The following is a 25529-nucleotide window of genomic DNA, read 5'->3' on the forward strand; positions in this document are numbered from 1 at the left end:
CCTATTAATTAATGGTTTTAATCCAAAATTGATATCAGCTATTCATGGCAAAATCTCACACTTTCCCTGTACCTTATACCCTATACCCTGTCACCTCGCCCCGCTTCAAACCAATCGACAGCATCTTTGAGTGCCACACTCAGAGGAGATTGAGGTAAACCCAATTCTCGTACAGCCTTGGAGGCATCATAATACATAGTTTGTGTTGCCATCCGCACACCATCCAAAGGAACGGAAGGTGACTTCCCAAGTAAGGTGAGAATTTTTTCATCAACCCAAGCAACACTCTGGGGCAACCAAGCAGGTATAGCCCGTTGGGGAGCACTTAAACCAGTAATCTCGGCAAGCTGATCGAGGAGTTGTTTGAGGGTGAGATTTTGATTTCCAAGAATGTATCTTTCTCCAGGCTTGCCTTTTTGCAAAGCTAGTAAATGCCCCTTGGCGACATCCCGCACATCAATAAAATTTAGTCCTGTATCCATATAAAAGGGCATTTGCCGCCGTAAAAAGCGTAAGATAATGTCTCCTGTGGGGGTAGGCTTGATATCCCAAGGGCCAATGGGACTGGTAGGATTAACTACAACTACATCTTGCCCTGCACGTGCCGCTTGCATTGCTTCTTGTTCAGCTAAAAACTTAGACTTTTTGTAGTTACCAACCAGTTTTTCTAAAGGACTTTGATAAGTTTCATCTACGGCTGTACCTGCTGCTCCCACTCCAATGGCAGCAACTGAACTAGTGTAGACGGTTCTTTCGATACCTGCTTTTTGAGCAGCTGCCAAGATATTGTGCGTACCCAAGACATTATGGCGGATTAAAAGATCCTTGTCTTTTTGCCACAGCGAATAATGGGCTGCGACATGAAATAAGTATTGGCAACCAAGCACTTGCTGCCACAAATCCGGATCGTTTAAGTCTCCTTGGATGAACTCTACATTTAATCCTTGCAAGTTGTCGAGTCTACTAGAAGGGCGTACTAAGGCTCTAACTGTATATCCCTCTTGTAAGAGTAACCGCACCAAGTTAGCGCCTATAAAACCTGTACCACCTGTGACAAATACACGCATCAAATTTTCCCCTTGTTTTCAAAGCGGGGAAACCAATCATCAAGAATGGTGTACACGACTGGTACCACAATCAAACTCAGCAAAGTAGAACTGATCAAGCCACCAGCAATAGCCACTGCCATCGGTGATCGCAATTCCGAACCTGCTCCCAATCCTAAAGCGATCGGCAACATTCCTAAAATTGTAGAGGCTGTTGTCATCATAATTGGTCGCAGGCGCACAGGCCCAGCTTTGAGAATAGCCTCGGTGCGATTTAAGCCAGCAGAACGTAGTTGGTTAATGCAGTCTACAAGCAAAATGGCACTTTTGTTAGTCAATCCCAGCAAAAAGACAAAGCCAAGCAGCGAGATCATGCCAAAGTCACTTCTTGTCGCTACTAGTGCCAGCATCGCTCCTACCAATGCCAAAGGCAAAGAAATGCAAATTGCTAGGGGATCTATCCAGCTTTTGAACAGGCAAACTAGTACGGCAACAATGCACAACGCTGATAAAGCTAAAGTGATACCAAAACTGCTAAAAACTTCACCACTTCGGGCAGAATCTCCTCCCAAATTCAAAGAAACACCAGCAGGTAAAACATCTGTAGCCGCAGCTACTAATTTATCAGTGGCATCGCCCAAAGATAAATTCTTACCCAAGTTGGCACTGATATAAGCAACCCGTTCATTATTCAAACGTTCGATTTGAAATACTTCATCTTGTCCATCTGTGACACCTGTAACACTAACATCAGCAAAGCCTGGTTGATTTTGAATACGTTCTTTAATTGTTTGAGCAGCTTTACTCAAAGTGTTGAGATCGTTGCCTTGTAATGCTACTTCTAGAGGTTTTTGATTGCCTGTGTCAACAAATTGAATATCTTCAACGCTAACGCTGACGCCGGGAAGTTTGGGCAAAGAGGTGCGGAACTGCTCTTGTAGTTCAGAGGTGGCGATCGCGCGATTATCTTTTAGTTTTATGTAAAGCTTGCCTTTGTTTGGTTCTCCTTCACGGGTACCTGCGATCGTAAAAACTGTTTCTACTTCTGGTGATTGTCTAACTACTTCTTCTAGTTTCCTGCCAACTTCAAGAGAATTATTCAAAAGGAAAGTAATTGGAGATTGAGAAGGAAAAAGAGCTGAAAAAGATGGAGAGACAAGACTACTTCCAGGAGCAGAGAATTCAGAAACAAAACTTTCTGCGTTTTCACCTAATAGCGTTCCGGTGTCTCCTCCCAATTGTTCTAACTCTTGGGAATTCTTCGGTAAAGGAGTGGTATAAACTATATTAAATTCACCGCGATCCAGTTTGGGAATAAATCCTTTAGGAACTAGTGGAATCAAGGCGATACCTGCCACCAAACTTAAGGCAGCTAAACCTAAAACTATTCCCCGGTGATTAATAGACCAACTTAGCAAGTCTCGATAAAATTGAGTAAAGCCTACCCACAAATTTCTTCTTCTGTAAGAGCTACCAGAAGATGTGGGTTTGAGCCAGTAAATAGATAAAACAGGTGATAAAGTACGAGCAATCAGCAAGGAAGTTAGCATCGCTGCTGAGACAGTGATACCGAAAGGCTTAAAAAATTGACCAATTACTCCACCCATTAACCCTATCGGTAGAAACACTGCAACAGCTGTCAAAGTTGCTGCTGCGACTGTCAAGCCAATTTCATTGGTAGCTAAAAGGGCAGCTTGTCGTGGATGTTCTCCGTCTTCGACATGGCGCATGATATTTTCCACATCCACGATCGCATCATCAACAATAATCCCAATTACCAAAGCTAGAGCCAATAGTGTAATTGTCTCTAGATTAAAGCCGAAGATTGCCATGACAATGAACGTCCCTAAAAGGGAAGTAGGTATTGCCAGTGCAGAAATCAAGGTAGCTTGCCAATTCCACAAAAAAGGAAAAATCACTATTACTGCCAAAACAATGGCTTCAACCAGAGCTTTTATAGTGGCATGGGTGGCATTGCGAATATACTCTGCTTGTGTGGCAGCGAGGCTGAGGGTAATATCAGGTAACTTAGAGCGTAGTTGTTGAACTTTGTTTTCTACCTCACTCACGACTTCCAAGGTGTTGGCATCACCACGTTTAATCACCTGAAAAGCCAGCGCATCGTTGCCGTTGAATCGCACTCTTGTTGCTCCCTGCCCAGGAAGAGGATTGCCATTTCCATTAGTAGAGTCAACAGAAGTACCTAGCAGTGCAACTCTCAGCACCCCTGGTAGTTCTGCTATTTCAGGTAAAATTTGCTGTTGAGTTAATTGAGTCAAGTCTGTTAAGTTCTTTGAGGAACTCTCAATTGCATAACTAACAACAGCTGACTCGTTTAAGTTAACGGGAAAGATTTTAAAACTTGCTTGCTGAGGAAGAGATACCTGCTTGAGTAACGTTTCTACTTGCTGAGTCGATTGTTCAAGGTTTGTACCGACAGCAAACAGAAGGCTAACAACTGTTTGCCCCGGATAAGTAGAGGAGCGGATGTTATCGACTCCTGCTAAAGATTGGAGACGTTGCTCTAGGGGTTGAGTAAGCTTTACCTCCGTATCTAAAGCTGTTGTGAGTGGAGCGCTAGCATTGACTACTACTACCGGAAAGGTAATATCTGGAAACAGAGCATACTTGAGGGAACTGAAAGCCAAAATTCCCGCTACCATCACAGCAAGCCAAAAACTTACTGTTAACCAGGGATATTTAATTGCTAATTTTGAAGGATTAAAGCGCTCTCGCAGGTTTTGGGAGGAATTGGTCTTTACCATCGTTGATCGAGATTGTCGCTTACTTTTTGATTGTAAGTTTAATTACACACTCATACAACTCAATCTTAAAATTAGCTTTGAGAAAACTTATTGTAAGCTATTTCCCATACAGGATAAAAAACTAAATAGCCTTCATGAACTGCGTACAGAAGAATATATAGAATATATGAAAAAACTTTCTTTCCTTCTGCCCTCTGCCTTATTTTCAGAGTAGCTAGTGCCACATCAAACATCTATCCAAGCAATTTTAGTTTGTCAGGGTGTAGAGTACCAGGCTGTGTGTCGGGGTTTGCGCCGCGTTCCTAGTTCTACAACGTCAGTGATACCAATACCTGTTGGTGGAAATGCTAACTCTAGATTTTTGCCAAAAAGTCAATATTTGCAAGAGATTCTGAATCATCCACAACCAAGAGTATTGGTTATGGGTTTGTGTGGTAGCTTGACTCCCAAATATAAAGTAGGCGAGATTGTACTGTACCAGAACAACATCTATCAGGAGAATACCAATAGTTCATTGCAGCAGAAATCTTGCGATCGCACTTTTACTTGCGAGCTTGACTTACTTTTCCAAAAAAAGGTTCCTCTGGTAACAGCATTAACAAGCGATCGTGTAATTTGCTCTGCGAATGAAAAACGCCATCTCCATCAAACTTTGAACGCTGAGGTGGTAGATATGGAAGGATTTGCTATTTTGGAATTTTTTGAGCAAACTGGAGTTTCTGTGGCAATGTTGCGGGTAGTTAGTGACGGATGCGATCGCGACATAACCAATCTTAACTTGGCGCTGAGTCTGGATGGTTCCCTGCAACCTTTAGCTTTTGCAGTTGCCATGCTCAAACAGCCTATCGCTGCAACTAGGTTGATTCGAGGTTCTTTGCAGGCACTAAAGGTGTTAGAGGAAGTTACGACTTTTTTGTTCCAAGATAAAATGCTTCAAACCTAGTGAAAGTTTTTGCAGAACCCGCGCTAGGTGCTATAATTCGCCTAAATCTCAAGCAAAGACTTATTTTGCTGTCTTCTCTACCAAAGAGGCTCAAAAATAATGAAATTTGGCGTTGCTACATCGTGGGATGAATCGAGATGCCCAGATGCGACATATCTCGTTTCTACAAGGGTTTTGCCATTACACAAATTCATACATTAAATCAGTAACGCTTGAAGTTTGCTTGCTGCCTTCAGATCAAAATACTCTAAATTAGATAGTATTTCTCAATTGAGTCTGGTACACTAGGATGAATATCAGCAACTAATATGTTTATATATAAAAGCTTCTTGTCAACACTCATATTTTGATTTGCTGTATTACATACAAACAAGAATTAACTTAGAACTCAATTTCAAGCTCTTAAATTGAACCTTAAAATCAAGATTTTCACTGGAAAGTAGAACTCAAAAATCTATAGATTTTTAATATCCATTCACTTAGTAACCCACTCACAAAAGTGGGTTTTTATTTTATTTAAACTAGAGCGTGATCGCGTCAATGCAATATCACACCAATTTGAAAAAAGAATGCGACAAATAGACATTGTACAGACGTGCCATGGCACGTCTGTACATCGGTGTATCAAGCGCGACGCTTGCCTAATTTTCTATTCCCCCAACCCTATTTCCAGCCAGTTTGGCTACAACTGTCAGTAATTGAATCGGCTCAATCGGTTTAGGAATGTGCATCTGAAATCCGGCGGCAAGAGCCTGGAGGCGATCGCCTTCTCTGGCATAAGCTGTAAGAGCGGCGGCTGGGATTTGTCCACCTTGTTCTAGTGGCAGTTGGCGAATTTGCCGAATCAGAGCGTAACCATCTTCACCAGGCATACCAATATCACTTAAGAGTACGTCTGGTTTTACCAACTCTAGTATTTGTAGAGCTTCACGAGTAGAAGCGGCAGTAGTGACATTCGCGCCATATTCTGAGAGTGCTGCTGTCAAAAATTCCCGTGCATCTGCTTGATCATCAACCGCCAGGATTTTTAGCCCCTGAAGATTAAAGCTAGCCTGTGTGTCTGTTTGTCGCTGAATTGAAAGTTCTTGTTGACTCGGCGCAGAGTCAGTGCCAAGAAGCGGGAGTTGTACAGTAAAAGTTGCTCCTTGCCCTTTACCCTTGCTAGCAACTGAAACTGTGCCATTATGTAGTTCTACCAAATTACGGACGATCGCAAGTCCTAGCCCCAATCCTCCTTGAGTGCGAGTTGTCGTGGCATCTGCTTGGCGAAAACGAACAAAAACGTAAGGTAAAAAGTCAGAACTAATTCCTCTACCAGTATCAATTACCTGAATTTGAGCACAGGAACCCACCTGCTCTAGTCGAATTTCAACTCGTCCGCCTTCTGAAGTAAACTTAACAGCATTAGAGAGCAGATTCCAAACTATTTGTTGCAAACGATCTAGATCGCCAGAAACTAAGCCAACATTGGGATTAAGTCTAGATTCAATTTGAATTGACTTGGTGTTGGCAGTGGGGCTAACTGTATCTAATGCTGCTTGGATTGCTGTCATCAGACTTGTTGGCTGCAAATCTAAACGAATTTGCCCGCGAATAATCCGCGAAATATCGAGCAAATCTTCAATTAATTGAGTCTGTGCTTGGGCATTGCGCTCAATTGATGCGAGTGCTTGTTCAGTTTTGTCGGCAGCTAATCTGCGAGTACGGAGCAGACGTGACCATCCCAAGATACCATTGAGAGGCGATCGCAATTCATGAGAAACAATTGCCAAAAATTCATCCTTCATGCGACTAGCTCTTTCAAGTTCTATCCGCGCTGCACGTTCTCTCTCCAATGCCTGCGCCCGCTCTTCGATTGCCAACTTTTGATCGTGAATATCTGTACAAGAGCCAAACCATTTTACAATTTGACCATCTTGATTTCGTAATGGCAACGCCCGTCCTAAATGCCAGCGATATTCTCCATCATTACCACAACGCAAACGGTACTCAATATTATATTTGTCTCCTGTGCGCAGGCTATTGTGCCAAACTTCGATGGTGCCTTGTACATCGTCAGGATGCAAAATGTTTTGCCATCCATTACCTTGAGTTTCTTCTAAGCTTGTTTGAGTGTAATCGTACCAGCGTTGATTGAAATATTCGTGATAGCCATCCGGTTGTGTAATCCAAAACATCTGCGGCATGGTATCTGCAAGTGTTCGGAACATTAATTCGCTCTGACGCAATGCCTCTTCTGCTTGCTTGCGATCAGTTATATCTAAATCTACACCAGTCATCCGTACTGCGTTACCGATGGCATCGTAAAATACCTGTCCTCTACCGACTGCCCAACGAATTTTACCATCCGGCTTCACGAACCGAAACTCTATATTGTACTCTTGTTGCTCATCAAGAGCGCGATAAATTGCTTGCAAAACCCACTGGCGATCGCCTGGATGAATCATCGCCATTACTGTTTCATATCGACAGTCAAAGCTACCAGGCTCAAGACCAAACAATCTCTCTAAATTTGGTGACCAGTAAACTTCCCCAGTTTGAATATTCCAATCCCAACTGCCCATATTAGCAGCTTCTAGTGCCAAGTTTAAGCGCTCTTGGCTCTCGCGCAGAGCCTCTTGTGATTGCTTGCGTGCTGTTATATCGAGGACATAGCATAACCCTTCGCGATCGCTATCAAATAACGCTCCACCAATTTCTACCCAAACTCGGCTGCCATCTTTGCGGAAAAACTCTTTCTCAAAAGGGGTACAGGTGCCAGTGGCTTGAAGTTCTTCTACTGCTTTTTGGCTTCGCTCCAGATGTTCGGGTGGTGTGAGTGTATCCCAACGAATTCTGCCAGCTAAAAGGTCTTGTTGATTATAGCCAATCATTGCTAGAAAGGCATCATTTGCAGCAGTAATGTTACCACTAATGTCTCCAAAAAAGATACCAATGATATTAGAATCTACTATTCTCCGGAATTGAGCTTCGCTTTGACGCAAAGCAGTTTCTGTTTCTTTGAGCTTGGTAATCTCACGAGTAACCGTCAATACTGAAGTAACGGAACCGTCTGTAATAAATTCTGGGACAATTTGAGTTTGGTAAAAGTGGACTGTACCATTAGGATCTGGAAAGCTAAATTCATCTATTTGCGTTTTGCCAGTTTGGAATGCAGCTTGCAGGTTTGTTTGCCATTGCTGATGTTGCTCTTGGTTTTGCCAAACTTCTGCTACAGTCTTGCCAAGGAGATCCTCAGACTTTAAGCCAGTTGCTTTTTCATGAACACTGTTCACATAAATATAGCGTAGTTCCCGATCAAGCCGCATAATTATGTCTGGAGAGTTCTCTAATAGTGTTGCCAATTCCTGCTCTCGACGGCTAAGTTCTATCTCTGCTTGACGGCGATCAGTGATATCCCGCCAAGTGGCAACAAAGCCATCTCCGAATTTAGCAATGCGGATGTCAAAGGCTCGAACTAAACGCTGATGCCTAAATTTATCTTCGTAAATCAATTCATCTTTGATCAGAGGTTGCCCAGTTTCTACCACCTGACAGTATTCATCAAATAAACCGCAGTCTCGATGCCCTGGCAGAATTTCACATAGTCCCCTACCAATCTGTTCCTCACGAGTCATGAGATTATTGATACAGGCTGCATCATTAACATATTCAACTCGAAAGTCTGTAATGCGCCCAGATTCATCGCGGATGGCACAATAAATCCCAAAACAGTCGAGCATATTTTCGACAGAGGTGCGAAAGCATTCTTCACTCTCCTGCAATTGCTGTATGATTTTTGTCAGTAAGAAGTTTAATTGAAATAGTTTCTTGTTAAGTTGAAACTGAGATGGAGCTTCGGCAGTTGGAGCAACTAGAGAATTGTCCCGCTCTAAAATAGCAGCCCCCACTACTAATCCGACAGCGCACTGTATCAACAGATGGAAATTATGAATGTAGAAGATTTTGGCTTCTGTCGGAGATATTGGCAGTGAAATCAAGTTGGGATAGAGGAGCAAATAATAAAACAGTGTTAATAGTACACAAAAGCTTGCTGTCAGTATTCCACCCGTAACGCCAAAGCGGATTGCTGCCCAAACAATCGGAATGAAACTTAACAAAGAAAACTGCTCAAAGATAAAATTGGTTCCCTGTGCTGCTTCAACAGCGAGCCAAGCAATAGATATGCTAAATATGAGAATCAAAAAAATTTCAGATGGGCGATCGCGCCACCAGTGAGCAGCAATTAATTTTGGTTGGCTTGCTTGAGGTTGCTCTGTGACTGATATCAATCGCCACTGCCGCAAAACTGGAGTGAAAAGTAACAGCATCGGGGGTGTAATCGCCATTGTCGCGATCGCATTTCCTAACCACCAGTGAGCGATTGTTACACTTAGGTTTGCTGCTGGTAGCTTTCCCAAGGCAAATAAGGTTGAGGTGCCTACAATTGCCGAAGTGGCGCAAGCAGCCAGAGGCACACTCACAATAAACTTTATAGTACTTCTAAGTCCTTGTAGAGTTAGCGAACCCCGAAAGCAATAACAGTAAACAAACCAAGCAACCAAAGGTTCTATTACATCTGTTAACCCAACTAGGCGATGCCAACCCTGATTACCCCAAAAAGGTGCCATGACAATAGAAGCGATTCCTGCCAAGATAGCACCAATTGGGCCAAACCAAAGTGTCAAAGCGATCGCAACTCCAGATGGAGGAAACCACAAAGAAACAGCAGGTTGAACCCGGTAAAACAGTGCCAAGCCGTGAGCCAGAAACAGTGTTAGCAAAGCCAACAGGAAGACAATCCATCGATTGCGGAGCATGAACTTAAGGCAGGAATCGAAGATACAACTTTTACTATCTCATAACTCCTTTGTAGCGCAACGTCTGGAGTGCGATCGCGCCGTCGAAAATACATAAAGTCGATTTTAATCAGCAAACCGGAGTTTGCTTTCTCTTAAAGCTTAAATGCTTTCTCATTTCGGTAAATTTAGCAAGCAAAAAGGCATTTTGCTTTCTCTTAAAGCTTAAATGCTTTCTCATTTCGGTAAATTTAGCAAGCAAACCGGAGTTTGTTTTCTCATTTCGGTAGATTTAGCAAGCAAAAAGGCATTTTGCTTTCTCTTAAAGCTTAAACGCTTTCTTATTTCAGTAATTTGCGCAATCATAACAAATATTGGGTTTGTAGCAAAAGCTATTGCAGATTTGCCGAAATACTCTCAAGGCGATCAATATGGAAGATTATTAAAGTAAATATTATTACCCGTAATTGAGAAGAAGGTGTAGATTATGGCTCGTAGAAAAAGAAGCTCTCCGGTGTTAGAAAAAGCAGTGCGTCGTGCTGCTGGCATGAACTCAATTGATCCAAATTTAGATGTAGGTAATGGACTCACCCTACCTGCCTTTTCAACTCTAATCGAGAAGATGCGCACTAGAGAGAATGCATACAACACTGCCCTTTCCAACCTGGATAAGTTGTACAGTGAAATGCTCCAAACAGAGCGCGAGTTGGCAGATATGGCAGAGCATATGTTACTAGGAGTAGCAACTCAATATGGCAAAAGCAGTGTAGAGTATGGCATGGCAGGAGGAGTTCCGAAGAACCAGCGCCGCAAAGGGCTGCGGGGTGAGTCGCTCACTCCCCTGTCAGAGCAACCTGCGTTTGTTGGCAATGTGGAAGCTAACGGGAATGGAAACAAAGCAGCAGCAAAAGCTAATTAACTGCGATCGCGAAAACCCTGCTGCCCATTAATTGGATCGAAGAGTACATCATATTTGTCAAAAAATCCGATCCCACTATTCACAACCACAGGATGCTGTGCCTGTGGAGATACATTCAGATTCCACAGATCAAATCCATCGCGGTTCCCTGGCACAATGCTGTAGTCAAAGATGCCAGGAATTGTTACCTGCACCGTATTTTCTGGGCGTAACTTTCCTGGTTTGAGTTTACCCGCCAAGGAGGCAGACTTAATTTCAGTAAATCCACTGTTTGCTCCGGTATCAGCGAGCATTTTGCCGTTACAGGTATTGTTCATTGAGCTTCCTGTGATAGTTACACAAACTCCGTTGAGTCTGGAATCCCATCTGCTGCCAGGTATACCACTAATTGCAGGTTGTTGGCTCAAGGCAGTCATTTTAAAACCTTCTCGATTCTCTGCTGTCAAACCGAGAATCAGACTACCGTTGTTGCTGCTATTACCATTACCAGTAACAATAAATCCATTACTGAAATTTCCTGGTAATTTTCTCAATGGGTTATGGGGAAGTGACTTTTCAAAATAGTTGACACCGATAATACCGGAGAAGGGCGTCCCACTTTTGGCAGAACAATTAGGTTTTTGGGAGATACATTGACGACTGCTAACAACCTGCACGGGAATAGGTTCCTCTGTTGGAATCGGGCCAATCCGTACATTAGTATAAACTAACTCTCCCTGTAGGATAGTACCATCACTTAATACTTCCTTGACAACTTTACCTGTTCTACGAACGGGGAAATTTCCCAAAAACTCTTTCGGAACTCTTAGCCCTGCCGAACCTGTATCCATTAAAATCCGTCTAGGCTGCCCACCTGCCACTGCTACCTCTAGAAAATAGCCACGATTTCTTTGCCCGACAGAGCCTTTTGTATGCAAAGGAAGTGATAGGGAATTATAGCTTGGTTTGCGAACTGTGACTTGAGAAGTATCACGCGCAGCCAGATTGGGGAAAAGAGCTAGAAATCCATTTTGTCTTTGAGCTACAGGTTCTGGTGCATAATCCCAAAGGCTTTCGTAGTAGAAAAATACTACACCTAAACCGCGTCCTTGAGCAGCCCGTACTTGAGACTGAATTTGTGGCATGGAAACGGGGCGATTTCTCAACCCTGACATAATACCTATACCAGTAGGTATTAATTGTTGTGTTTCGATAATTTCTGGGCGAGTGAGTTTACTGTTAAAAGTTTGCAAATCATCACGGTAAACCTGCATCACAAGCTCATCAACAATACCTAGCCGCACCCAGTTGAGCCAGTCTTGCAGTTGAAATTTGTAAGCAAAGTCGTAGTAATTAGGAGAAACAGAAAAAATTGCATTGGGTTTTCTCGCTTTCACAGCTTGGTTGAGCTTGATCATAAACGCTGTGATTTTGTCTGCCCGCCATTGTATCCATGCTTGAGCTTGAGGATTAGGTGGGGGAGGATTCCCGGTTTCCTTAGTGTATAGGTTAATCGTGTACTTGTCGTAACCAAAATCCACTGGTAAACTCATGTGGTCGTCAAATTGAATACCGTCAGCGTTATATTTGGTAACCACTTCCACCACGAGATCGGTAATAAACTTTTGCACCTCTGGGTGGAAGGGATTAAGCCACGCCACCTCACCCGCAGCACTAATCGAAGTTTGGGTGCCATCCCGCTTTTGTGTTAGCCAATCTGGATGTTCGGATGCTAGTTCTGAAGTTAGAGGAGCCATAAAGCCAAACTCAAACCACGGTATCGCGAGTAAACCTTGGCGACGGGCTTGAGCAATAATGTCTGCAATTACATCTTGTCCCTCTGCGCCTTTGAAGAAAAAAGGGATACCCATTCGTTGGGCTACCGCACTGGGATATTTTGTATAGCCATCATTCCAAACCACGGGATAAATGGTGTTAAAGTTTAACCGACGCAATTGCTCAATTGCGTCTTGTAGTTTGGCACGATGCCTGAGGATATCAAAGTCATTATTTGTCAGCCAAACGCCGCGAATTTCTGAGGAGGGTAACTGGGAAACTTGAGCAGTTACGGGGGTGAGGTTTTCTAGTAACAGTACTGTAGCAAATGCGATCGCAAACAGAACTGGAAAAAGACGTTTAATTGATCGAATAAAAGGCAATTGCATAGGTGTGGATAATAAACAAAGACTAGATGTTAAGCTTTATACATTGTTATTTGAGCAGAGTTACCGTAAATCTGTAAATTATTTATGCATTTTTATGCATTTATGCTGAATAATGAGGTTAATTTATAAACTTCCATTCAATTCATCCACAACATTACTTAACCAAGAACACTGATGCAGATTTGGCTTAGTTAGATATTTGACGCAGTTAGTGAGTGAGTAGTGCCAAGTAACGCTGAGGAAAATCTAACAAAAACCACTGCTCATGCCTCATGCCTATTGATGCCAAAGCGATCACAACTATACGTATTGTGGAAGTTACATCTGGATACAAACTTCACGTTATCAAATAAATATATGAATTTGATGAGGATGCTTAGGGTGCGATCGCTCATACTTTTTTTCTTCACGGTGGGATTTATGATGCACTGTTGGAAAACCATTCAACAGGTAGCGGCGAGGAGTCCCCCACTGATCGCCCACCTAAAGGTGGGGAAGGAACGCCGCTCCCGGTACTGGGTACTGGGTACTGGGGGAGGTTGCAAAATTTGGGAGGGGTTTAAAGCCCCTTCCATAATTTTTCCGCTTTCCACCCAATTCCCAGTCACGAATACCCAGTCCCTAGTCCCTTTTACTAAAGTTTGCTCAAGAGTGTGGTAAAAACTAATAATCCGCTTCGTTTTATCTCAAAAAGACGTAATCTATCTATGACAAAAAAGCCTTGGGATGCCCGACTTGCTGGCTGGTTAGTTAGTTCCTTCAAAGACAGTTGGGTAACGCCCAATCATCTGACTACAGTTAGGCTAATAACTGGGTTATTAGCAACAGCAGCGCTAGCAGTTGGTAGCTTTCGGTGGGCTAATATTGGCGCTGGGTTGTTTGTCTTGTCAAACTTTTTGGATCACACAGACGGTGAATTAGCTCGACTGAGCGGAAAGAGCAGTAAATGGGGACATCAGTACGACCTTGTCAGTGATGCCATCATCCATATACTCTTATTTGTGGGTATTGGTTTTGGTTTAATCAACAGCAAACTCGGTGTTTGGGCATTGTTGATGGGTATAGTCTCCGGCGTTTCTGTTGCTGCTATCTTCCACTTGCGAAACGTAATGGAACAGCAATATGGTAAAGACGCAACACGACAACCGAATTTTGCTGGTTTTGATATCGAAGATATATTGTATTTGTTTCCAGTTGTAACTTTGCTAGGCGGATTAGAGCAGTTGCTCATCGCAGCTACAATTGGTGCGCCAACCTTTGCTATTTGGGTAATTTGGCAATTTCGCTCCATGCCCGATCCTGGAAAAGCAGAACAGTTGCGATAAAATCTTCTGTTAATAGGCTCTGATGCTCTCGTCCTAATCGGTAAATACGATCAATTATTCTCAATCAAAAATTTTGTTAGCGTGTCAAACTAAAAGACAAAGTTTTGATCAAGGTTTTTTAAGATGCATTCTTGTAAACAAATAGAGCAAACATGGCAGGATAGCGCACTTGAGAGCATTATAAATATAGTTAAAGCATCTGATGGGGATTTTGAGAGTATTGGCAAACTCGCAAATTCCCTCAGCGATCGCGAGGGCTTGCAGAAAGTAATTGAATTTCTCTCTAGCACCTCACAAGGAAAACAAGCATTTCAAAAGCGTATTAGGCTAGGTGATGTCGATCTGCAAAAACTCTATAGTTTGCCAGCCAACACATTCGGATATGCCTATGCTAAACATATGCTTGAAAATAATTTGAAACCTTTACAGGCAGGGCAAGTAGAGAATAATTACCAATTTTTAGGAGTGCATATTACCGAAACCCATGACATTTGGCACATCGTCACTGGGTGCGATACGAATATTTTGGGAGAAATCCAATTAGAAGCTTTCTATGTTGCCCAGCTATACTTTACACGTTTTTGGTTGGCACTATTAGCTAAAAATCTTGTCAAAGCTGTTATTTATGATATTGAAGTTTCGACAAAATACATGGATGCGATCGCAAAGGGATGGCTGATGGGAAAACAGGCTAAACCTCTGTTTGGCATTGAATGGAATCTGTTGTGGGAACAGCCACTAGAAAATGTTCGTACTTCGTTAAACATCATTCTACCTGAAACTTAAAAGCTCATACCATTTTGGATACTTCGATAAGCTCAGTACAAGTTTTAGAAAATGGAATTGGAAATTTCCTTCTGTGTTGGGTTTTCGTGAATCTATCTGCCCTGAAACATTTTTTAAATTGGTATCAGTTTTACTTGTAGAATTTGGCACAAGTCAACAAAAAGTAAGCGACTCGATTTTTTGTCGTCAAATAGTCTTATCCCCAAAGCTTTTAGGATTGAAATCCTCTTTTCCTAATTCCCTCCTGCCTCCTGCCAAGGCAGGTGCTACAACGGAGCGGAGCAGGAGTTACTCCGCCTCCGGGGAGCCTCCAAGGGCGCACTGGCTCCGCAACGCGCTGCTCTCAGCATAGCTGCCTTCTACTTAACTATTCGACTTGTTCACCAAAAATAGATGAGATCAGCGCCATTACAGCATAAACTTTTTGATGGTAAAGCTGACAAAAGAGGTTGCTGTGACTACATTTCTATTTGTAACAGATTTAGATAATACTCTTGTGGGCGATGATAAGGCTTTGTTGGAATTGAACGATCGCTTACAAAGGCACCGTCAGGAACACGGTACCAAAATTGTTTATGCCACAGGGCGATCGCCAATTTTGTATCAAGAATTGAAACAACAAAAAAATCTTTTAGAACCAGATGCCCTGATTTTGGCTGTAGGAACAGAAATATATATCAACGGCAGTGAAACTTTTGATTCAACTTGGGCGGAAAAACTTTCACAAGGGTGGGACAGAGACTTGGTATTATCTATTACTGATACAATTCCGGAGTTACAACCACAACCAGATTCAGAACAGCGTCCATTTAAGGTGAGTTTTTTCCTCAACCAAGATGTAGCTGTAAAAGTTTTATCCCAGTTAGAATCAGAGTTACGTAAAAGTGGACTAAATATAAAGTTAATCTATAGTAGCGGTATAGACCTTGACATTGTGCCTCACAGGAGCGATAAAGGTCAGGCAGTACAATTTCTCCGTCAAGAATGGAAATTTTTAGCAGAGCAAACAGTTGTCTGTGGTGACTCTGGCAATGATATTGCTTTATTCGCCGCAGGCAACGAACGAGGAATCATTGTCGGGAATGCTCGCCCAGAGCTACTCGAATGGCACAATGAGAACCCTGGCGATCGCCGCTACCTGGCAAAGAATTTCTGTGCGGGCGGAATTATTGAAGGTTTACGATATTTTGGACTCATAGAATGATCAGCTATCTTAAAGGTATCGTCGCAGGCATCCAGAAACATGGCGGTAATCGCTATATTCTCACTCTCGAAGTCAATGGTATCGGGTATGACTTACAAATTCCGGCACGAATGGCACAGCAGTTGCCAGAGTCGGGAGGCGAAGTACAAGTATTTACCCATTACCAAATTCGAGAGGAAATGCCATTTTTGTATGGCTTTGCTTCTCCTGGAGAACGTGATGTGTTTCGCCACTTGTTGAGTGTGAGTGGCATTGGTGCAGCTTTGGCGATCGCCTTATTAGACACTCTAGAATTACCAGAATTAGTTCAAACAATTATTACTGGCAACATTCAATTATTAATTCAAGCTCCTGGCGTCGGCAAAAAAACTGCCGAGCGCATCTGTTTGGAGTTAAAAAGCAAGTTGATTGAATGGCGCAAAACAGCAGGATTTTTCGTCGCTACGGGTGGCCCCGCACCGGGTATCCTTGAAGAAGTACAAATGACTCTGTTGGCATTAGGTTATACTCCCAGTGAAGTTAGCCATGCCTTACACGTAGTGGGCGAAGATATTGGATTACCCAAAGACGCCTATGTAGAAGATTGGATTAAACAAGCGATCGCTCATCTCAGTAGTAGTGAATGTAGTCATTAGTAGGGGCGGGTTTATTTAGATATTTCATTATTCTAGAGAGATTGTTGTTAAAACCCGCCCGTACAGCAGCTAGTGGTTAGTGGTTCTCCTCTGCCCCTGGTGCTTCTTTGTTTCCCCCTCTTCCCTCTCTCCTGCTAAAACATGGCTGCCGATCCTTACGCTTGGATAGAACAATCTCTAGCAACCATTCACCGTGCGGACTGGTATCGTTCTGTACAAACGATTAATGGGCATCCAGGTGCCACAGTGCTTTTAGAAGGACGAGAGGTAATTAATTTTGCCAGTAATGATTATCTGGGATTAGCAGGCGATGAACGTTTAATAGCTGCCGCAACTGCTGCTACTCAAGAATTTGGCACTGGTAGTACTGGTTCTCGATTACTCAGTGGACACAGAAAATTACACCGAGAATTAGAAGAGGCGATCGCATCCCTCAAGCAAACAGAAGATGCACTGGTTTTTAGTTCGGGTTATTTGGCAAATTTAGGGACAATAACTGCTTTAGTTGGGAAGCGAGATTTAATTTTAGCTGATCAGTACAATCATTCCAGTTTAAAGAATGGGGCAATTCTCAGTAGTGCAACCATAATTGAATTTCCTCATTGTGATATTTCAGCTTTAAAAAATGAGTTACAACGAGTGCGGCAAGACTACCGACGCTGTTTGATAGTTACCGATAGCGTTTTTAGCATGGATGGGGATTTATGTCCTTTACCTGTACTGTTGGAGCTAGCTGAAGAGTTTAGCTGTATGCTGCTTGTTGATGAAGCTCATGCTACTGGAGTTATGGGAAAAACTGGTGCTGGATGTGTAGAACATTTTGGCTGTACTGGCAGACAACTCATCCAAATTGGCACTCTAAGCAAAGCTTTGGGTAGCTTAGGCGGATATGTAGCTGGAAGCACCACCCTCATTGACTTTTTGCGAAATCGCGCCCCAACTTGGATTTATACCACCGCCCTTTCACCTGCTGATGCGGCGGCAGCATTAGCAGCAATTGACGTAGTACAAAAAGAGCCGCAACGCCATGCCCAACTCTGGTACAATGTAGCTCAATTAAAAGAGTTGATACAAAAACACTTACCAAACCAAAGATTACTACCTTCACAATCACCTATTCTTTGCTTGCAATTACCGAGTGCAGCCGATGCACTTCAAGCAGCACAATATCTCAAATCTGCTGGTATTTTTGCCCCTGCAATTCGTCCCCCCACCGTTCCTACAAGTCGGATACGTATTTCTGTGATGGCAACTCACAAAGCAGCACATATTGAGAAATTAATACAATCCCTTCATAGCTTGCTAAATACTGCTGCATGAAAAAGAGCAGGGGGGAGGAACAAATGAGGAAGATAGGGAAGGTTTACTTTTATTACTTCCTCATCTCCTTCAACTTCTTTACCTCCCTATCCTCTTTACCCTACTGCTTTTTCACAGGTGCAACTTTTGCTTCCACCTTCACAGTCTTGACACCTTGAACTTCCTTTGTCAAAGGTTCAACTTTTTTGAGATCCGCTTGTGAAGGAACTGTTCCTTTAACTGTGACAGCACCATTTTTATTATCTACAGCTTCTAACTTGCTACCTGGCAATTTCTCCTGCAAATGTTTATTTACCGCAGCTGTTATATTGCCTGTAGGCGCTTTAGAAGTAGCCGTTGTTTTCTTTGCAGTTTGACTCGTCTGACTAGCATTTTTTGCTGGCGCTTGCGTAGTTTTAGGAGTCTGTGAACCAGTGTTATTAGCTTCTTGTTGACAACCAAGTGTACCAACTAACACAATAGCAGTCATCAAAAACGGGAATAGCCCTTTCATTTTATTACTCCTGATTAGATGTTTGAGGCGATGAAGTTGATTTAGTTTTGAAATTGACGTTGAGGAGCAAATCTAAAAATGTCAAAACAAACATGACATAAGTGGTCAATCATACACTTATGTAGCTAAAAATTTCAGTTAAAATAACTTCCTGTTACTGAAAATATTTCATTCAGTTTATGGAAGTTTTTATTTAACTGTAGTTAGACTACCAATGAGTACAGATGTGCAGAGAAAGTTAACTGTTTTTAGCTTGACCTAGACTCAAGTGGCTCAAGGCTACATCATGTCATCTCATGAAGGTGATTTTGATGTTATCAGATTTAAATCTGTTTGGCACATCTTTTTCGCTACAAATTACACTTTCAATAATAAATTAAAGATAAAATTTTGAGCTTTTAAACAAACCCTTTTTACCGGGTTCAACCTATAACCAATAAGGATCTGTTAAGAAGGATAAATCGTTTACTACGAACAAATTTCTAATTTTAGATTTAATTATGTCTACCCAATTAGTATCTAAAAGCTAAAGGCTAATTACATTACCCCAAAGAGTATAGCAATTAGCCTTACTTAATTATGGAACTATACGTACTCAGTTCTGATTATGGTTAATTTGGTGTAGGTGTAGCTGGCGCAACCTTAACATTTTTAACATCTACATTTTTGACACCCTTAATTTCTTTTGCCAAATTAGGAACTCTATTTAGTTGCTCTTGAGTGGGAACCGTTCCGGCAATAGTAACAACACCCTCTTCAGCATCAACTGTTAACCGACTAGCTGGTAAATTTGCCTCTAATTTACCGCGAACTTGGCTTTCAAGATCTGCATCGGCTCTGTCTGCATCGCCACCAGTAATATTGTTACGTTGCTCTCTTGCCCGAATATCAGACTCAATTTGACTTTTACGAGTGTCGCTAACGGCGTCTTGCTGAGTTTGTTGAGCTGATTCTGTAGTTGGCGCGTTGACGTTTTCATTAACGTTGCTGGGGGCTTCGGTACTCGTTCTAGAGTTCGGTTCGCAAGCTGCCACACCTGTAATCAGTACACTACTGATTAATAACGGAATGAGTTTCTTCATTTCTTTTGGTTAGTTCAAAGTTTTAGCGATTAATTAACTTATGTGCAAGTATGAGGAGCAAATATTGACACATCAATCATTAAGTCATGATTTAGAGTTATGAGTTATGACTATGTACAATTGCTCAAAAACTCTATATTTTTACTAGATAGTTTCATCTCGACGATCAACAATGATTACCTTGGGATCGTTAGTAGTAACGCTGCGAGTGGTATCCACTGTAGAAGTAGCAGGTGTGGAAGTAGCAGGATTCATGTAGTCACTGCGGCTAGTAGCATCGACTGTAGGAGCATTGTAAATACCAAACTCCTCAATACCCCGATTTCTGAGAATGCTTTCAGCACGTTGAACTTCTAAGTCTGTACCTTCTACTATTACTAGATAATCACCACGGGAAATGCGATCGTTGTAAACTCTAGCTCTTTCTTCAGGAATTCCCAAGCCAATCAATGCTCCTACTAATCCGCCAGCCGCCGCACCAATACCAGCACCGGCAGCAGTAGTAGCCAAAGCTGTAGCTATTTCTCCTGCAAGTAAAATCGGGCCAACACCAGGAATTGCTAAAGTACCTAAACCAACGAGCAGACCAGTCAGTCCTCCTAATATACCACCTGTAACTGCTCCAGCAGCAGCTCCTTCATCTGCTTTATTGCCAACATTTTCTTGGGTATCAACACCACCAATACTACCAGTGCGATCAGCGTCTTTGGCAATTACAGCAACCTTATTCATGTTAAAGCCAGCATCTCTAAGTTCTGTGAGCGCATGCTCGGCATCACGTCTATTAGAAAATACCCCAACTGCACGCTGATGCTGGTGTTGTGCTACAACCATTTGACTTCTCCATCTATTGTTTTTGTGCTTGTATTACTGTTTTCGCTTTTTTGGAATCGATTTTCATCGTTCGCAAGGATAAACTGCTGCTCTATCAATCGATGGGTTATTGTCTGTGAAAATGGGGCATAGACGACAGAAGTAATACAACTGGAGAGATGGTATATGGCAATGGGTGGGGTGAAAATTATTTTAGTAGAGCCAGCAGGCCCTTTAAATGTAGGATCTGTTGCACGGGTAATGAAAAATTTTGGATTTAATCAGTTGGTGTTAGTTAATCCTCAATGCGATTTTTTAGGGATTGAAGCAAAAAAAATGGCAGTACATGCCTGGGATATTTTAGAATCAGCCGTATCAGTAGCAACATTGCCAGAGGCATTGCAAGGATGCAGGCGAGCGATCGCTACAACTGGCATCACTCATCATTGGCAAGCACCATTAGAAAACCCCTACACAGCACTCCCCTGGTTATTAGAAGAAATAGGGCAACCCGCAGCACTGATTTTTGGTAGAGAAGACAGGGGATTAACTAATCAAGAATTAAACTATGCCCAGCGCTTTGTTCGCATTCCCACTAGTTCCAATTATCAATCACTAAATTTGGCTACTGCTGTGGCTATTTGCTGCTATGAACTGGCAAAAGAGGACAAGGAGAATGAAGATGACACGACGAGAAGACATGAGTCGCGATCCTTCCCCTTGTCCCCCCCTCACCTTGTCCCCCCATCCTCTTCCTCCGCGTCTGACGAAAGCTCGTCTGATTCCGAGCTTGCACCTTTGGATGTTGTGGAGGCATACTACCAGCAATTAGAATCTCTACTGCTAAAGATTGGATATCTTTATCCCCATACAGCAGCTAGCCGTATGGAAAAATTTCGCCAACTATATAATCGTGCTCAATTACAAACTAGAGAAGTTTCTATGTTACGAGGTATTTTGCGACAGGTAGAATGGGCGCTAGAGAATAAAAGCGATCATGAAAATTCATAACTAATCGCTTACTATTTACGCAACTACCCTCCCAATTCTTTTTAGTATGGCTTACACTAAACACAAAATCTCAACCAAAACCACAAAAGGATACAAAATAAAAATGTAGTCAGAACAAAGAATACAGAACACAGAATTCAGAATCCAGAAGATTCTGAGTTGTAACTTCTTTTTTCTAAATTCTGACAACTAAGTTCTTTTTTAGTAATTCAAACTCGAACTTTACCATATTAAGTGTATTTGTATATACTTTATTAACAGCATAATTAAGGAGAAATTATAGTGCAAAAGAATGTAGAAATAATAGTTGGGTTTTTCTTTCAAAACCTTACAGTAATTAACAAAAAACTGTTTTCACCCACCTAGACAAAACCTCAAAAGTAATTGCTATATTGTGTAGTTTATATCACCACTATAAAATTGTATGCAAACCAGAACCTTCATCACAGGTTTATCGCGGCGTCAACCCGCCAAAGAACAGCGCCAGCGTCCCCGCAAAGGGCAAAAGCCGGGGCGTCAGCAAGTAAAAGTATCTAGTCAGCAGCAGTCTACCTCTCAAGGGAAAGCGATACCGATGCGTCCAGAAGCTAATCGTCCCCTCAATAATGCTAATGCAGCAAAAGCACGACCGGGGGTAATAGTGCCAGCAACCATCAAACCCAGCCCTAAGGCACACAAGCAAATACCTCCCTTAAAACCTAGCAATGTAAAAGTAAAAACTTTAGGGATGCGCAAGCAAGCACCGCTCAAAAAAATCGGCTCATCCCGAAAAACACGGCTAAAGCCTATGGCAAGAACTATTCTGTATGCTTTACGGTTATTAATTGTGGGAGTTGGTATCGGCGCGATTGTGGGAACAGTCTTATCAATTTTAGATCCTGCTACTCGTACTTCAACACAGGGAACATCAAATAATCCCAGGCAAATGCAAACACAGCCAAATCCAACTCCTACAGCAGCAGTTGCTGGCTTATCGTTATCACAGGAAATTACCCCATTAAAAACAGCGATCCAAAGTTTGGTGGCTAGCAATCCAAATCTGACGCCAGGAGTTTTTGTAGTGGATTTGGATAATGGTAGTTATGTAGATGTGAGTGCCTCCTCAAGTTTTCCCGCCGCCAGCACTATTAAAATTCCAATTCTTGTTGCTTTTTTCCAAGATGTGGATAGTGGCAAAATTCGCCTAGATGAATCACTAACAATGCAAAAGGAAATGGTTGTGGGTGGTTCTGGAGATATGCAGTTTAAGCCAGTGGGAACTCAGTTCACAGCGCTGGAAGTTGCAACAAAGATGATGACAATTAGCGACAATACGGCAACAAATATGCTGATTACCCGTATGGGTGGTATTGAAGCTTTAAATCAGCGTTTTCGTAGTTGGGGTTTGACAACCACAACGATTCGCAACCCACTTCCCGATTTGCAAGGTACTAACACAACTAGCCCTAAAGAATTGGGAAACTTAATGGCGATGGTAAATCAAGGCAATTTAGTAGGCATGATTTCGCGCGATCGCATCCTCGATATTATGCGCAAAACAGTCAGAAACCACCTTTTACCAACTGGTTTAGGACAAGGTGCAACAATTGCCCACAAAACCGGGGATATTGGTACTGTGCTAGCAGATGCGGGTTTAGTTGATTTGCCTACGAACAAGCGCTACATAGTTGCAGTCATGGTGAAGCGCCCTAATAACGATCCGCGTGCAGAGAAATTAATTAGCTCCATTTCTCGTGCTGCTTATCAACAATTAACTCAAGTTACTCCTATGCCTACAACTGGTTATCAATCTCCTGTGATGGCACCTGGTGTGACACCAACAAGCACGCTGCCACCAAACACTTATCAGCCCCCAGTTCTAAATCCGTCTCTACCGAATAACATGGGCAGTACCATGCCTCCTCTTAACAATAATTATCAGTCTCCACCAATGATGACTCCTCAGCAGTATTATTATCCTTATCAAAGATAATTATTAGATGGCTTATAGCTAATCGCTATTAGCTATTTTTGAATTTGAAATCTTGAATTGCTGATGGCATCTATTACACCCTCGATCCAATTTTTTGCTGGCATTGACGAAGAACTGAGCAGTGTCAGTTTACGACGCAGTCGCACTTCTGGAATGCGCAACGTCTTAATGACTTTTAATCAATTAAAAGCCATCGAAGGATTTAACAGCTTCACAAAACAATCCTTAAATTCCATGCGCTTAACTGATGAAGAAGGTGAAATTAACGTTACTCCTTCTTCTGTGCAATTTGTATTTGGGGGTGCAGAAGGTGACGAATTACAGCGTGTTGAGTGCAAATTTGAAATCGAACGGGATGACTATTGGGACAGATTTATGCGATTTATGCATCGTTACGCCGAGGCTAATGGTATGGCGTATGGAGAATCGCAATCATAAGATGCGCTTCAGATTTTGATTTGGGTGTTTAGTCTGATTTGGCGATCGCACTTTCTAATCGCTTTTACGAAAGTACGATCGTTGTTATCGATGTGTGAACTACGCAAATGAGAAAGCAATATGCCTTTTTGTTTGCTGAATCTACTGAAATGAGAAAGCATTCAAGCATATTGAGAAAGTGATATACCTTTTTGCTTACTAAATCAACCTAAATAAGAAAGCAATCAACTATTCTGCTGCTCTCATGTTTCTGAAGACTTTGTTGGGTAATATCAAATCCGAATCGAATACCCCCTTTTACCATACACCCTGGAAGGGTGTGGCTATACAAAAAAAGGGTTGAAAAACTGGATTTGGTACAATACCAAATTGGCGAGCGGGAGTCTTGTTTCAAAATTCTGGACTAGCCTATTCATCAATGGTTTGAATCCAAAATCACGCCACTTGCACTCAACGTGCTTAACCCGACGCCAGGTGCACTCGACGCACTTAACCCGCAAGGGCGCACTGGCTCCGCAAGGGCGCAGTGGCTCCGCAAGGGCGCAGTGGCTCCAAAATCCACGCATTGGTATAAGTTGAACTTTTACCCACTTTAATATTCGTTGTTAGCATAGCAAGCGATCGCATTCCTGCAATCTGAAAATGCTAAAAAATACTATCAACTACGCCTATACCTCATTCCCGGCATTTGCGAAACTAAACCCATCAATTCCAACTGCAACAAAGCACTGGCAACCTCACCTGTCGCTATACCCGTTTGTTGGACAATCGTATCGAAGGGCAAATAATCTGAGGAAATTACATCCATTACCTTTTGCAATTCTGGTGACAAATCAGGTAAGTTTAACTGCTGCGGTTCTGGAAGTGCCTGAACAAAATCCATCTGTGGGATTGCTCCCAACATTTTTAACAGTTCATCTAATTCTTTGAGAATCGGGGCAGCTCCTTGACTGAGTAGCTTTAAACAACCTTGAGATGGATAATCATCCAGCCTGCCTGGCAACACATAAATATCTCTGCCAAATTCGTTTGCATAGTTAGCTGTAATCAAAGCACCAGATTTCAAAGGTGCTTCCATTACCAGCACAGCACGACACAACCCGGCAATGATCCGGTTGCGACGGGGAAAGTGGGCGCGATCGGGCGGGGTTTTGCTTGGATACTCGCTCAAAACTAATCCAGTGTTTAAAATCTGCTTGTACAGTTGTTGATTTTGGGATGGATAAATGACATCTACACCCGTACCTAAAACTGCAACTGTACGTCCTCCAGCTTTGATCACAGTGGCATGAGTTTCAGTGTCGATTCCCTCTGCTAAACCAGAAACTACTGTAAAACCATTTTTCACTAAAGCTGTACTAATTTGGCGAGTCCAACGAATACCATATTCTGAAGGTTGCCGCGTTCCAACAATTGCCACCATTGGTGTTTGTCCGAGATTCTCTTGTAGTTCCACTGCACCACGGTAGTACAAAATAGGTGGAGGGCTGGAAATTTCTAGCAGTAAGCGAGGATATTCTGGATCTGCTGGTGTCCAAAAATAGGGATTTTGCTCTTGGTGCTGGGCAAGTAATTGTTCAGGATGAAGTTGCGATCGCTGTTTTACTACCTTTGTCAATGTCTGAAACCCAAAACCCTCCACAGCTTCCAATTGCTTTGGACTGGCTTCCCAAGCTGTTTTGAGTGTACCAAAATGCTGTTGCAATCGTTGCACCAATATCGGGCCGATTCCAGATATGTGCGACCAAGCTAGCCAATATGCACGTTCAACTGCCAATTTTGTCCATCCTCATCTGCTCTGGGTTGATTATTCCCAGATTATGTGTGTCTGTTCACGATAAGATGGAAATAATAT

19 protein-coding genes are annotated in these 25529 nt (G+C 42.4%); 10 read left to right on the forward strand and 9 right to left on the reverse strand.

Annotation, left to right across the window (positions count from 1 at the left end; translation table 11 throughout):
* Positions 1-80: 80 nt before the first annotated feature.
* Together hpnA and QUB80_RS29505 are read right to left on the reverse strand one after the other, a co-directional pair.
* A complete protein-coding gene (gene hpnA / locus QUB80_RS29500) occupies positions 81-1067 on the reverse strand; it encodes a hopanoid-associated sugar epimerase (protein ID WP_289793017.1) in 987 nt (328 codons plus the stop codon).
* Positions 1067-3811: an efflux RND transporter permease subunit gene (locus QUB80_RS29505; RefSeq protein ID WP_289793018.1), complete on the reverse strand. Its 2745-nt coding sequence runs from the start codon at positions 3809-3811 to the stop codon at positions 1067-1069. Before QUB80_RS29505 ends, hpnA begins: the two co-directional genes overlap by 1 nt.
* A gap of 217 nt (positions 3812-4028) precedes the next feature.
* Between QUB80_RS29505 and QUB80_RS29510 the strand changes: the two genes are divergently transcribed.
* Positions 4029-4754, forward strand: coding sequence for a phosphorylase family protein (locus QUB80_RS29510; protein ID WP_289793019.1), 726 nt, complete (start codon positions 4029-4031; stop codon positions 4752-4754).
* Between the two features lie 641 nt (positions 4755-5395).
* On the opposite strand, the gene QUB80_RS29515 is transcribed toward QUB80_RS29510, so the two are convergent.
* A complete protein-coding gene (locus QUB80_RS29515; RefSeq protein WP_289793020.1) occupies positions 5396-9553 on the reverse strand; it encodes a PAS domain S-box protein in 4158 nt (1385 codons plus the stop codon).
* Between the two features lie 466 nt (positions 9554-10019).
* On the opposite strand from QUB80_RS29515, the gene QUB80_RS29520 reads away from it, so the two are divergent.
* Positions 10020-10451, forward strand: coding sequence for a hypothetical protein (locus tag QUB80_RS29520; protein ID WP_289793021.1), 432 nt, complete (start codon positions 10020-10022; stop codon positions 10449-10451).
* Here QUB80_RS29520 and QUB80_RS29525 read toward each other — a convergent pair.
* Complete coding sequence (locus tag QUB80_RS29525; protein ID WP_289793022.1) at positions 10448-12595, reverse strand: glycoside hydrolase family 10-like protein; 2148 nt, start codon at positions 12593-12595, stop codon at positions 10448-10450. The genes QUB80_RS29520 and QUB80_RS29525 overlap by 4 nt on opposite strands.
* A 443-nt stretch (positions 12596-13038) precedes the next feature.
* Complete coding sequence (locus tag QUB80_RS29530) at positions 13039-13203, reverse strand: hypothetical protein (protein ID WP_289793023.1); 165 nt, start codon at positions 13201-13203, stop codon at positions 13039-13041.
* 99 nt (positions 13204-13302) lie between these two features.
* Here QUB80_RS29530 and QUB80_RS29535 point away from each other — a divergent pair, with 99 nt between their 5' ends.
* The 5 genes from QUB80_RS29535 to bioF all read left to right on the forward strand — a co-directional run bounded on the left by QUB80_RS29535 (position 13303) and on the right by bioF (position 17865).
* Complete coding sequence (locus tag QUB80_RS29535) at positions 13303-13920, forward strand: CDP-alcohol phosphatidyltransferase family protein (protein WP_289793024.1); 618 nt, start codon at positions 13303-13305, stop codon at positions 13918-13920.
* Positions 13921-14043: 123 nt separating this feature from the next.
* A complete protein-coding gene (locus QUB80_RS29540; protein WP_289793025.1) occupies positions 14044-14706 on the forward strand; it encodes a Coq4 family protein in 663 nt (220 codons plus the stop codon).
* Between the two features lie 454 nt (positions 14707-15160).
* Complete coding sequence (locus tag QUB80_RS29545) at positions 15161-15910, forward strand: sucrose-phosphate phosphatase (protein ID WP_289793026.1); 750 nt, start codon at positions 15161-15163, stop codon at positions 15908-15910.
* A complete protein-coding gene (gene ruvA, locus QUB80_RS29550) occupies positions 15907-16545 on the forward strand; it encodes a Holliday junction branch migration protein RuvA (protein ID WP_289793027.1) in 639 nt (212 codons plus the stop codon). The genes QUB80_RS29545 and ruvA overlap by 4 nt, the downstream gene beginning before the upstream one ends.
* 141 nt (positions 16546-16686) lie before the next feature.
* Positions 16687-17865, forward strand: a complete 1179-nt coding sequence (gene bioF / locus QUB80_RS29555) for an 8-amino-7-oxononanoate synthase (protein ID WP_289793028.1) — start codon at positions 16687-16689, stop codon at positions 17863-17865.
* Positions 17866-17965: 100 nt separating this feature from the next.
* On the opposite strand, the gene QUB80_RS29560 is transcribed toward bioF, so the two are convergent.
* The 3 genes from QUB80_RS29560 to QUB80_RS29570 all read right to left on the reverse strand — a co-directional run bounded on the left by QUB80_RS29560 (position 17966) and on the right by QUB80_RS29570 (position 20274).
* Positions 17966-18358: a BON domain-containing protein gene (locus QUB80_RS29560; RefSeq protein WP_289793029.1), complete on the reverse strand. Its 393-nt coding sequence runs from the start codon at positions 18356-18358 to the stop codon at positions 17966-17968.
* 611 nt (positions 18359-18969) lie between these two features.
* Complete coding sequence (locus tag QUB80_RS29565; protein WP_289793030.1) at positions 18970-19440, reverse strand: BON domain-containing protein; 471 nt, start codon at positions 19438-19440, stop codon at positions 18970-18972.
* A 144-nt stretch (positions 19441-19584) separates the two neighbouring features.
* Positions 19585-20274 (reverse strand): general stress protein, encoded by a 690-nt coding sequence (locus tag QUB80_RS29570; RefSeq protein WP_289793031.1) that lies wholly within the window; start codon positions 20272-20274, stop codon positions 19585-19587.
* 165 nt (positions 20275-20439) lie between these two features.
* On the opposite strand from QUB80_RS29570, the gene QUB80_RS29575 reads away from it, so the two are divergent.
* From QUB80_RS29575 to psb28, 3 genes are all read left to right on the forward strand, one after another.
* Positions 20440-21264 carry an RNA methyltransferase gene (locus tag QUB80_RS29575; RefSeq protein ID WP_289793032.1) on the forward strand — a complete coding sequence of 275 codons (825 nt, stop codon included), beginning with the start codon at positions 20440-20442 and terminating at the stop codon, positions 21262-21264.
* Positions 21265-21688: 424 nt separating this feature from the next.
* On the forward strand, positions 21689-23236 hold the full coding sequence (locus QUB80_RS29580; RefSeq protein ID WP_289793033.1) for a serine hydrolase: 1548 nt from the start codon (positions 21689-21691) through the stop codon (positions 23234-23236).
* A 63-nt stretch (positions 23237-23299) separates the two neighbouring features.
* Positions 23300-23674 carry a photosystem II reaction center protein Psb28 gene (gene psb28, locus QUB80_RS29585; RefSeq protein WP_289793034.1) on the forward strand — a complete coding sequence of 125 codons (375 nt, stop codon included), beginning with the start codon at positions 23300-23302 and terminating at the stop codon, positions 23672-23674.
* Positions 23675-24332: 658 nt separating this feature from the next.
* Here psb28 and dprA read toward each other — a convergent pair.
* On the reverse strand, positions 24333-25451 hold the full coding sequence (gene dprA / locus QUB80_RS29590; protein ID WP_289793035.1) for a DNA-processing protein DprA: 1119 nt from the start codon (positions 25449-25451) through the stop codon (positions 24333-24335).
* Positions 25452-25529: the final 78 nt, after the last annotated feature.

Origin of the sequence: Chlorogloeopsis sp. ULAP01, assembly GCF_030381805.1 — a bacterium.
Classification (GTDB): domain Bacteria; phylum Cyanobacteriota; class Cyanobacteriia; order Cyanobacteriales; family Nostocaceae; genus Chlorogloeopsis.